Raw genomic sequence first — 10,807 nt, forward strand, 5'->3', positions numbered from 1 at the left:
AATTTATGCGCTAAGCCGGGCATAGTCCGGGTAATGCCTTGGGAGATACCCCCTGGCTGGCAAAATCCAGCTTGCAAAGCGTGAGCCAAAATCTGATTTGTAGATTTTGGTAGCTAAAAAGTATCGGGATTGACTAATACCTATGATCACTTCCAATCAGCAAAAATTTGTTTGATTTGTGCGATCGCTTGATTGGTAGCTTGCACCACAGACAAACCATCTACAACTATTCTTCTAATCGCTTTACCCCAAACATTCTGGGATTGTACTTCAGCGTAAATTGGGGTGAAGGCTTGATAGGGTAGACGGGTGGTTTGTTGTAACTGCTTTAGAGCGACTGAAATATGGGGATCTGTTCCATCATTCCAGAATCGGTCTGGTAAAGCTTTAGGCAAAACAGAAACAAATCGCCCTTGAGAACCTTGGATGTATGTTTCCAGATTTTGCGGTTGTACCAAATAGGACAAGAAATCCTTAGCAACCTGCTTTTTATCCGATCTTTCCAACAGAATCACCTGCCCAATTGAAGCGATGGGTTTCATAGGCTCGACCTTTGGCTTGTTCGGCCATGGCACAGTAGCAAGTTGCTTGGTGTAAATTGCCTGATCTTGCCGTTGGGAACCGGGAATCGATAGGGATGGGTTAGCTGTCATTAACGTAGTGCGGCTAAGAAAGGCAATATTATTATCAGTGTTTCCCCAATCCACTGCTTCCGGTGGTACCGTACCATTCTTATAGAAATTGGTATATTTCCCTAAGGCAGCGGTAATCCCCTGACGCACTTGGGGATTATCTAAGCGTAACCGACCATTGGAGTTGATCAGTTTCACATTGTAGGCTTCTAGGAAATTTTCAAAGATGTCGAAGGTATCAGAAGCCTCGGACATGGGTAAACCAATAGCATAAATAGTCTGTTGACCCTGGCGACGTAGTTGCTGTTGAGCGAAGTGCCAAAACTGCCAAAACCCTTGCCAATCGTTGGGAATCACGTCTGGCGTCTTACCAATAGCTGCCAGTAAGTCTTGCCAACAGTGAATGTAGACTGAATACTGCATGATCGGCACAGCATAGTAGCTGCGCTTCTTCGCCACATTGTTCAGATAACTAACACTCTGTAGAACACTGCCAGTGTATACCTTTTCCAGAGGTTCTACTACCTCAGAAACATCTGCCAATTGGTTGTTCCATGCTAGACGGGGGATGATCTGGGTATCCGCTTCAATACTATAGAAGATATCCGGAGGGTTGCCTGCTGCGATCGCATTATTGAGTTCCTTTAACGTATCTTTTTCAGATAAAAGGCTAAGCTCAACCTTAATTCCACTCTTTTGTGTCCACCTGGCGATGATTTCTTTGAGTGCATCAGTTTCCTCTGGATAATAACCCTGACTCCACCAGATGCGCAGCGAATTACTCCGGTTTATCGTAAATCCTTTGGTAGACTCAACTTGATTCTTACTACAGTCAGCTAACCCCAGACCAAATAAGAACAAGGATAGTCGAGTAAATTGGCGTCGCTGCATGATTCTTGAACCTCAAAACCGTTGTGCAGACATGACAACTCTACTCTTACCGATGAACCAATCGTGGTCATTTTGCCAAAGATCATAATTTAGCAAAGGGACTAGGGAGTAGGGAGTAGGGAGTAGGGAATATGGCATGAAAAATTATCACAATTCCTATAGGGATTGGTATTCAATCTCTGGTAATTGATAATTGATAATTGATAATTATTAATTAATAATTGATAATTAATAATTGATAATTGGTTAAAACCAATTCCTTAGCTTCTTTCTATAGCCACAACAAGCGCTATCCTTAAAGTGAACAGAAGTAGTTTTTTTCACGGACGTATGACCTATGGTGGACTATTTGATCGAAGCTACAAAACGCCCTTGGATGAGCATTTATTTAAGAATCCTCGCCTTTGTCTTTGCCTATGGCGCGATTGTCCACTTTAGTAATATAGCAGGTTTTGGTGAAATGCCGTGGTTAGAAACACCTTTAACCTGGAGAATTGGCGATGTTTTTTATGGCATTCTCGATACAGCAGCAGTGATTGGACTTTGGCAGCGACAAGTGTGGGGCATTGGATTGTGTTTAGTGGGAATTCTCTCTCAGTTCATTATTTACACGGTATTTATCGATTATTTTGCCTTCACCCCTGACCAAAGACAAACCATCTACGGTCTTTTGGGAACTGAAGCAATTTTAGTCCTGATATTGACTACATTATTATTGTTAAAAAAGTAATTTTTTTTGATAACTAAACAGTGTAAGCTATCAGCTATCAGCTATCAGCTATCAGCTATCAGCTATCAGCTAATGCGCTAGGCGCATTAGCTTTGATAGGCAAATCCCCAGACTTTAAATTCTCATTAATATCTCAATCTTAAATTCTACCGTTCCCGTAGCGTGGCCATAGGCCTGCATAGGTTTATTTTAATCTGACTGCTGACTGCTGACTGCTGTTCGCGCAGCGTGCGCGTAGCGCATATGCTTACGACACCTCTTGATCAACCCACTCCAATTGTAAATACTTCTCCAATAATGCCAGTAATTTCTGCTCGTCAACTGGTTTCGGCAGAAAAGCATCACAGCCAAGTTTCTGAGTCTCTTTCTTGACAACATCCCAATTGTTAGCAGAGAAGGCAATAATTGGTACATGCTTCATTTCCGGTATCTGTCGTAGTTCCGGAATCATCGTGAAACCCGTTTTAAAAGGCATGAATAAATCCGTTAAAATCAGATCCGGTCCAATTACCCTGGCCAGCTCCAATGCTTGCTGAGCATTCTGGGCTAATACCACTTCAAAACCCAAAGGTTTCAGCATATTTAGCAATACCAAGCGATTTTCTGTTATGTCATCCACCACTAACAGTTTACGTCGTTTTCCTTTATAAATCAACCCTTGAACAGCAATATATTGTTCAGAATTGGCAACAATATCTATCACAGGTAATGTAACATCAAACCAAAATGTTGAACCTTGGTATAATTGACTTTTAACCTTTAGTTTACTTCCCATCAAGTTAACGATTTGCTGACTGATAGCTAAACCTAAACCCGCTCCAGCTATCCGACGCTCGGTATCCCCTACTTGTTCAAAGGGTTGGAAGATTTTATCTAACTGTTGAGGACTGATTCCTATGCCAGTATCGATCACTTCAAAGCGGATCGTCCGAGAATCGATGTTATAATCTCCCCCTTGAATCCTGGTGTTGGAAGACTTCGATATTCCTAAGATAGGGTTTTGTTTCTCAATGACTCCAACATTAAATGTGACATTACCTTGGTCAGTAAATTTAACTGCATTACCTAATAGATTGAGTAAAATCTGTCGTAACCGTTTCTGATCGACCTTAACCCCTGTGGGTAGGTTCCCCTGAGTTTTATAGTTAAACAAGATATTTTTTTCATTAGCTCCCATGCGGATAATACCAACTACCCCTTCCAAGAAGCTTGGAAAATGAACGTCACTGGGGTACAGTTCCATCTTACGGGCTTCGATTTTAGAGAAGTCTAAGAGATCGTTAATTAGGGTTAATAGATAGGTTCCACTTTGCTCTATAATTTTTAAACCTTGTATTTGCTGGTGTCTTAAATTGCGATCGCTCATTGGGGTGCTGCCCTTCACCCCATCGTCTTGGATAGCAACTTTAGCTGTATCGCGCTGGAGAATTCTGGCATAGCCTAAGATGCTATTAAGGGGAGTGCGCAATTCATGGCTGATGTTAGCTAAAAATTGGCTTTTAGCTTGGTTAGCAACTTCCGCAGCTTCTTTAGCTTTCCCTAATTCGGCAGTACGTTCTTGCACTCGGATTTCTAAACCCTGATTCGTTCTCTCTAGGGCCGTAAAAGAATCCTGCAATTGCTGTGCCATCTGGTTAAATGACCGAGCCAACACACCAGTTTCATCGTCACTCAACACAGGAGCTTTATGGTTTAGATTGCCACTAGCTACCTGAATAGCTGCCTCTGTGATTGCCCGAATCGGTTTAGTAATCTGGCTTGATAGTAGATAAACTGCCACTAACAGTACTCCAGTAGAACTCAATCCAATCAGCACAATGTTCCCAGCTAGCCGACGAGCGGGAGTAAAAGCTTCTTGCTGAGAGATCTCAGCTAGTAACGCCAGGTTCTGTTTCTCCAACCAGTGATACACACCGATAACAGGTATCCCATCGTAATTGCGATAAAGCCCAGCACTATTTTTTCCTTGGGTAGCGCTATCAATACCCAAACTACTAATTCCGTTAGAGTATTTTTGATTCTCAAACTGAGCTGAGGCGATGAATATATTTTTTCGTTCCAATCGACCGACTAGATAGGTTTCGCCACTCTCACCTAAGCCAGTACGGTCTCGAATTAGGTTATCAACTTCTTGAAGATCGAGAGTAATGGAAATCACTCCCATACGCTTACCGGATTGGTTAAACAGTGGAGTGGCAAAGGTGATGGCTGTTTTGCCTGTTTGCGAAGAGCTATAAAACGTTGGCTTAATGTCCGTTTGCTCTGGGGTAAAGTAAGTGGTAGTCGCACCAAGGGGTTGATAGTTGCCCTCCAGGGTTTTGTTAGTTGAGAAAATGATAATCCCACCAGTTGTGAGCAGGGAAATTTCTCGTAGATTAGGCTTAATGGCAGCTAAATCAGTCAGGTATTCTGAAATGCTATGATAGGCGATTTGGTAATCTTTTGACCGGGTTTGAGACCTTTTGCTGCTGAGCAAGACCTCGGCTTGTCTTCGGATTTCTGGTAACTGAGCCGATAACAGGACATCTTGGCGCTGATTGTTAAACCATTGATTGAGTTCAGCAGATTTGATAGACACAGCAACACTGAGTCGATCAAAGACAGATTGTTTGAGAGCTTTCCTAGCTAAAATATAAGCAGTAATTGCTACAATGGTTACCGTAACAACTGATAAAAGTGAGAAGTAAGTGACTAGCTTTGACAGTAATGTTTTTTGAGTTGATTTGATCATAACAATGATAATAAGCGCGATAATTTAGATTTTCGCATAAAATTAATTATTTGTATTTATGAAACTATTAACAGTCAGCTATAGCAATTCTCAGCGACGTTTGAGCGACATTGCTTATGCTTTTAAGGCAAAAGGCATGCATGGATGCTATAAAGATGGTTTTAAGGGATGCAGCGCCACGCTGCATCGCTTTATCATAACACCAAAAAACCCTCGGATATCTTGACTACTGTTACCTGTTACCTGTTCCCTGTTCCCGTTTTTTATGAATCCTATGTTCAAAATTAAACTAAAAATGCTATAACAAGCATTGTGATAACGAAGAAGCTAACTAATTTTCTACCAATTATAAAAAATTTTATTGATTTTATCAATAGCTCGATTAGTAGCTTGCTTAATTGAGAAATTATCCACCACAATTTTTCTAATCACTTCACCCCAAACATTTTGAGCAGCTACTTCACTATAAGCTGGATTTAACACTTGATAAGCTGGTCGGGTGTGTTTTAACTGCTGTAGCGCCACAGAAATATGAGGATCACTGGGATTTTTCCAAAAGGGTTTTTCAAACAGTTTTGGCATCACAGGTAAGTATCGACCCTGAGACCCTTCTGTGTAGGCTTGTAAGTTTTGCGGTTGTGCCAAATATGAGATAAAATTCTTGGCATACTCCTGTTTTTTGGACGCTTTAAAGAGAATGACCTGTTTGATCTCTACGATGAATCTCATCAGTTCCCCACTAGGTTTATTTGGCCACTTAACTGTAGAAAGTTGCTTGGTGTAAATTTCGGGATCTTGTCGTTGGGAACCTGGAACTGAGAGAGTATGATTGACCGTCATCAGGCTAGTGCGGCTGAGTAACGTTACATTGTTGCCTGTATTATCCCAATCTACGGCATCCGGTGGCACATTCTTATTGATATAAAAACTGGTATATTTCCTGAGAGCAGCCTCAATGCCTTGCTTAACTTGGGGGTCGTCTAAGCGTAATTTGCCATTTTTATCAATTAGTTTGACATTATAGGCTTCTAGAAATTGCTCAAAATTGTTGTAGGTATCTAAGCTCATGGACATAGGCATGCCGATACTATACATATTGGGATAACTGCTCTGACGCAACTGTCCCTGAACCTGCTCCCAAAACCGCCAAAATCCCTGCCAATCTCTGGGAATTGCCCCCTTTGCCTGACCAATCTCGGTCAGGATGTCTTGCCAGTAGTGAATATGAATGGCTGATTGCATAATTGGTACAGCATAGTAGCTACGTTTTTTAGCAACTTTGTTTTGATAATTGACTCCGGCAAGAACCCCTTCACTGTACCAGTTTTTCAGAGGCTCTATCACATCAGACACATCTACCAGTTGGTTATTCCATGCTAGACGGGGAATAATGGTCAAGTCTGCTACCCCTGCATAGAAAATATCAGGAGGATTACCTGATGCGATCGCACTCTCGATTTCTTTGAGAATATCCTTCTGAGGTATGATGACTAATTTAACTTTAATCCCACTGTTTTGTTCCCACTGGTCGATGATTTTCCGGAGTGCATCCGTTTCTTCTGGATAAAAACCCTGTTGCCACCAGATGCTAAGTGTTTTAGCTGTGTCAAAGGTTGATGATTGTCTTGATGATTGTCTTGATGATTGTCTTGATGATTGGGAATTGTGAGTACAGTTAGCCAATCCCAAACCGAGCAAAAACCAAGGGAGTTGATTGAATTCCCGTCGTCGCATAAGTCTTTAACCGTTACACTTATCAAGTCCGTTAGTATGATATTATCCAGTAACGTGTCAATAAACCTCTTGCAAAAGTATTTTTCTGATAGTGTTTGCGTCAATTATTGGGTGCATCTCACTCTTGCATAATTTCATGGATGGAGATGAACCCATTCCTACTCCCTACTCCCTACTCCCTACGCCCTACTCCCTACGCCCTACTCCCTACTCCCTACTCCCATTAACCCAAGACGAAAGTACTTCACCCAATTGAAAACTCAACTAGTATAGTGAGTAATGGGTAATAGGTAATGAATAATAGGTAATCCTAAAGGAGTAATCACAATTACCTAATACCTAATACCTATTCCCAAAACGTTACAATACCGCTCCTCCCGGACATGAGAGGATTTGGTGTTATACCATTTTTAAAAATCCCTGACTGACTTAATCAATCTCGAAAAAGTGAAACATTAAAGGGCAAAGGATATAATCACAGGGCTTTTCCCTTTCCCTATTGCCCTTTCCCCCTATCCTTGATCTCTGTGTTGACTAAAGAAAATTAGTCTTAGAGTACGTTACTCATCAACCCACTGCAATTGCAATAGCTGCTCCAACAAACCAAGTAACCTATCCTGGTCAATGGGTTTCGCTAGAAAACCTTCACAGCCCAGCATCTGACTCTGCTTCTGGACTATGTCAAAAGTACGGGCTGAAAGAGCAATGATCGGCACATTTTTCAGATCAGGTATTTCCCGCATTTCTGGCACCATGGTAAAAGCAGTTTTGACCGGCATGAATAAATCAGTCAAAATCAGATCGGGTAGGATGGTTATGGCGACATCCAATCCCTGCTGACCATTGTCTGCGGTTACCACCTCAAAGCCTAACGGTTCAAGCATATTAAGTAATACCAACCGATTTTCTTTGTTATCATCCACCACTAGCAGTTTGCGTCGTTTTCCGTGGTAACCCATCACTTGACCAGCAATATTCCGTTTAGCTTCGGTAACTTTAACCACAGGTAAGGCAACATCAAACCAAAACATTGAACCCTTACTTAACTCACTTTTAACGTTTAGTTGGCTTCCCATAAATTCCACCAACTGCCGAGATATGGCTAAGCCTAAGCCGGTTCCAGCTGCCCGATATTTGCTATCCCCCGTTTGTTCAAAGGGTTGGAAGATATTCTCTAATTGTTGAGGGCTAATTCCTATCCCGGTATCAATGATCTCAAAGCAAATCCTCCGATGTTGGATTTGGGAATATTGCTCCTGATCAACGGAGTTATGGTTTTGGTCTTCAATCACTCCAACGTTGAAAGTTACGTTGCCTTGGTCGGTAAATTTTACTGCATTGTCTAACAAGTTGATCAGTACCTGTCGGAGCCGTTTCTCATCTGCCTTAACACCAGTCGGTAAGTTACTTTTTTGTTCAAATCTCAACACAATATTTTTTTCACTAGCTCGCATGCGGATGATTCCAACCACTTCCTCTAAGAAGGTTGGTAGATTAAATTCTGTGGGATACAGTGCCATTTTCCCAGCTTCGATTTTGGATAAGTCTAAGATATCGTTGATCAAAGTCAAGAGATGGCTACCGCTTTTCTGAATAATTTTTAAGCCTTCGAGTTGCTTGGTGGTTAAATTTCGTTCGCCTTTGGAAGCGGCTTTAGCCGCATCACGTTGGAGAATTTGAGCATATCCTAGAATACCATTGAGGGGAGTACGGAGTTCATGACTCATGTTAGCTAGGAATTCACTTTTAGCTTGGTTAGCTACTTCTGCTTTTTGTTTAGCGTCTTGGAGATAGGCGTTTTGTTCAGCGAGGGTTTTTGTCAAAAAATTTAGTTTCAAATGGAGCCTGACTCTAGCTAATACCTCTTCTTGTTCAAAGGGTTTTGGGATATAGTCTACTGCTCCTAAGGATAATCCTTTTATTTTATGGTTTATATCAGCAAACGCTGTCATAAAAATTATGGGAATATCTTGGGATTTGGGATTATTCTTGAGCTTTTTACAGGTTTCAAATCCATCAATACCTGGCATATTTACATCTAATAATATGAGATCAGGTGGTTCATACTCTACTTGTTCAATAGTTCCTTCACCATCCATTTCTACTCTTACTTGAAACCCAGCACTTTCCAAAGTTTTGTAGAGAACTGATAAATTATTGGGATTATCATCAACGATTAAAACTGTTCCAGTGTTTGGTGATTGGTTCATTGTTACTTATTGATATATTTCCTAATCGCCAAGGTATGAGATTGTAAGCATTCAGCAGTCAGCCGTCAGCTTTTGGCTCACGGGTGCGCGTTCAGCTTATTTGATTCAAAAGCACCGATTGCGCTACTAGATCGGTGCTTCGCGAACAGTAGTGTGGCACAGGCTTTGGCCTTGGCCTTTAGGCCACGCTACGCGAATGGCCACGCTGTGCGAACGACGCTGTGACTTAACCCATTAGCTGATAGCTGATAGCTGATAGCTGAATGCTTACATGAGATTAAGTCCGGTTAATCACTTCCTATTCAGGAAAATTGTGACTTGTTACTTATTACTCGTGACTTGTTACTTATTACTCGTGACTTGTTACTTGTTATTTTGTAGTGCAAGCATGTTGCTAGCTGACTATAGGCTAGTCAGCGAGACCCTCACACTCCAGTTACAGATTTGGAATGTTCCGAGATCAGTGTTCCACCGGACATGATCTGACTTGGATTAATAATCTCTTGAAGCTGATCCTCGAAGACAGGGAATCGGATTTCCCGTTGACGGCTGAGTGTATTCAGTCAACCGTTAACAGTTAACCGTCAACACTACCGATTGCTGATTAGCTCGCCGACAGTCGAGATCAACTAGTGTATTGATTCAGTGATGGGATAAGCTGAAATCATCCCCCCTTTGTCTAGGCTTTTGTCTAGACTTTTCTATACGCTTATGGTTACCTCCTCTTGGTCGTAAATTCTCTATATGTATACTTCCCCTTCTTTAACTCATAAGTAACACCAAAAAATGGAAGTGAAGCAATTTTCGGCTCTTGAGTTATGCCAAATGCTTTGAATCCTGAAAACAGCTCTAGCAACACCATGCAAGATATCAAATCTATTTCCCTAGCAATTGTACTATTGGCTTCGGTTCTATATCTGCCAAGCTGCAACCTCACTGGGGCTAAGAACAACTCCAACTCAACTAGTAGCTCTCCTACTAAAGTTTTAGACCAAACCCCTGATGGTCGTGTGGTGGAGGAATTGACAACTAGCTATCTAAACAAAACCCCAGCTAGGGCAGTTGCGACTCAGCTAAGCGTTGAACAAGCTCAGGCTTTGCAAGACCAATTTGTACAACAGTTAAGCTCTAGTTTAGGAAACGTTGTAGGTTACAAAGCTGGACTGACTAATCCTGCTGCTCAAGAGCGCTTCAAAGTCTCTGAACCCATACGAGGTGTACTTCTCGAAAAGATGTTGCTCAACAGTGGAGCGGTTGTTCCTGCCAAATTCGGTACTCGACCTGTATATGAAGGAGACTTAATGGTTAGAGTTGGTAGCGAAGAGATTAATAATGCTACTACCCCTAAAGAAGCATTAGCTGCTCTTGATGCCGTCATTCCCTTCATGGAACTACCAGATTTAGTTTATGACCCAAAAGTGAGTCTTAATGGCACTGCTTTGGTAGCAATTAATGTCGGTGCTCGCTTGGGAGTGTTAGGAACACCGATTCCTTTATCTGCTACCCCTGATTGGGAAGAACGATTAAAAAATATCAAGATTGTAATGGTAGATAAGGCTGGTAATGAGTTAGCTGTTGGTAAAAGTAGTGCTTTATTAGGGAATCCCTTACAGGTAGTACTTTGGTTAAAAGATTCTTTGAAGGCATCAGGTAAAGTTTTGAAGAAAGGCGATTTACTGTCTTTAGGCTCGATGACTCCTCTAGTTCATGTTAAATCTGGGACTACAATTCGTGCTCAATATATTGGATTAGATCCAAAAGGAAAGGTAGAAATATCGGTTAGTTTTGAGTAATATCATGTCCGGTATAATAAAGGGAATAGGGAGTAGGGAGTAGGGAGTAGGGAGTAGGGAGTAGCGATGAGATCGGAAGAGGATAG

At 41.6% G+C, this 10,807-nt stretch carries 8 protein-coding genes; 3 read left to right on the plus strand and 5 right to left on the minus strand.

The annotated features are described in order from the left end of the window. Window positions 1–146: 146 nt before the first annotated feature. Together F6J99_RS33680 and F6J99_RS33685 are read right to left on the minus strand one after the other, a co-directional pair. Window positions 147–1,523 (minus strand): ABC transporter substrate-binding protein, encoded by a 1,377-nt coding sequence (locus F6J99_RS33680; RefSeq protein WP_293119612.1) that lies wholly within the window; start codon window positions 1,521–1,523, stop codon window positions 147–149. 12 nt (window positions 1,524–1,535) lie between these two features. After that, a complete protein-coding gene (locus F6J99_RS33685; RefSeq protein WP_293119614.1) occupies window positions 1,536–1,661 on the minus strand; it encodes a hypothetical protein in 126 nt (41 codons plus the stop codon). Between the two features lie 199 nt (window positions 1,662–1,860). On the opposite strand from F6J99_RS33685, the gene F6J99_RS33690 reads away from it, so the two are divergent. Then, complete coding sequence (locus F6J99_RS33690) at window positions 1,861–2,253, plus strand: hypothetical protein (protein WP_293119616.1); 393 nt, start codon at window positions 1,861–1,863, stop codon at window positions 2,251–2,253. Window positions 2,254–2,500: 247 nt separating this feature from the next. Here the strand turns inward: F6J99_RS33690 and F6J99_RS33695 are convergent, their stop codons facing one another. Further along, window positions 2,501–4,984 (minus strand): hybrid sensor histidine kinase/response regulator, encoded by a 2,484-nt coding sequence (locus F6J99_RS33695; RefSeq protein WP_293119618.1) that lies wholly within the window; start codon window positions 4,982–4,984, stop codon window positions 2,501–2,503. 339 nt (window positions 4,985–5,323) lie between these two features. Continuing rightward, on the minus strand, window positions 5,324–6,718 hold the full coding sequence (locus F6J99_RS33700) for an ABC transporter substrate-binding protein (protein ID WP_293119620.1): 1,395 nt from the start codon (window positions 6,716–6,718) through the stop codon (window positions 5,324–5,326). Window positions 6,719–6,842: 124 nt separating this feature from the next. Here F6J99_RS33700 and F6J99_RS33705 point away from each other — a divergent pair, with 124 nt between their 5' ends. Continuing rightward, a complete protein-coding gene (locus F6J99_RS33705; protein ID WP_293119621.1) occupies window positions 6,843–6,974 on the plus strand; it encodes a hypothetical protein in 132 nt (43 codons plus the stop codon). Window positions 6,975–7,278: 304 nt separating this feature from the next. Here F6J99_RS33705 and F6J99_RS33710 read toward each other — a convergent pair whose 3' ends face one another. Next, complete coding sequence (locus F6J99_RS33710; RefSeq protein WP_293119623.1) at window positions 7,279–8,928, minus strand: response regulator; 1,650 nt, start codon at window positions 8,926–8,928, stop codon at window positions 7,279–7,281. An 818-nt stretch (window positions 8,929–9,746) separates the two neighbouring features. On the opposite strand from F6J99_RS33710, the gene F6J99_RS33715 reads away from it, so the two are divergent. Then, window positions 9,747–10,721 (plus strand): hydratase, encoded by a 975-nt coding sequence (locus tag F6J99_RS33715; protein ID WP_293119624.1) that lies wholly within the window; start codon window positions 9,747–9,749, stop codon window positions 10,719–10,721. The last annotated feature ends 86 nt before the right edge of the window (window positions 10,722–10,807 follow it).

The organism is Moorena sp. SIO4G3, from assembly GCF_010692305.1.
Classification (GTDB): Bacteria; Cyanobacteriota; Cyanobacteriia; order Cyanobacteriales; family Coleofasciculaceae; genus Moorena; species Moorena producens_A.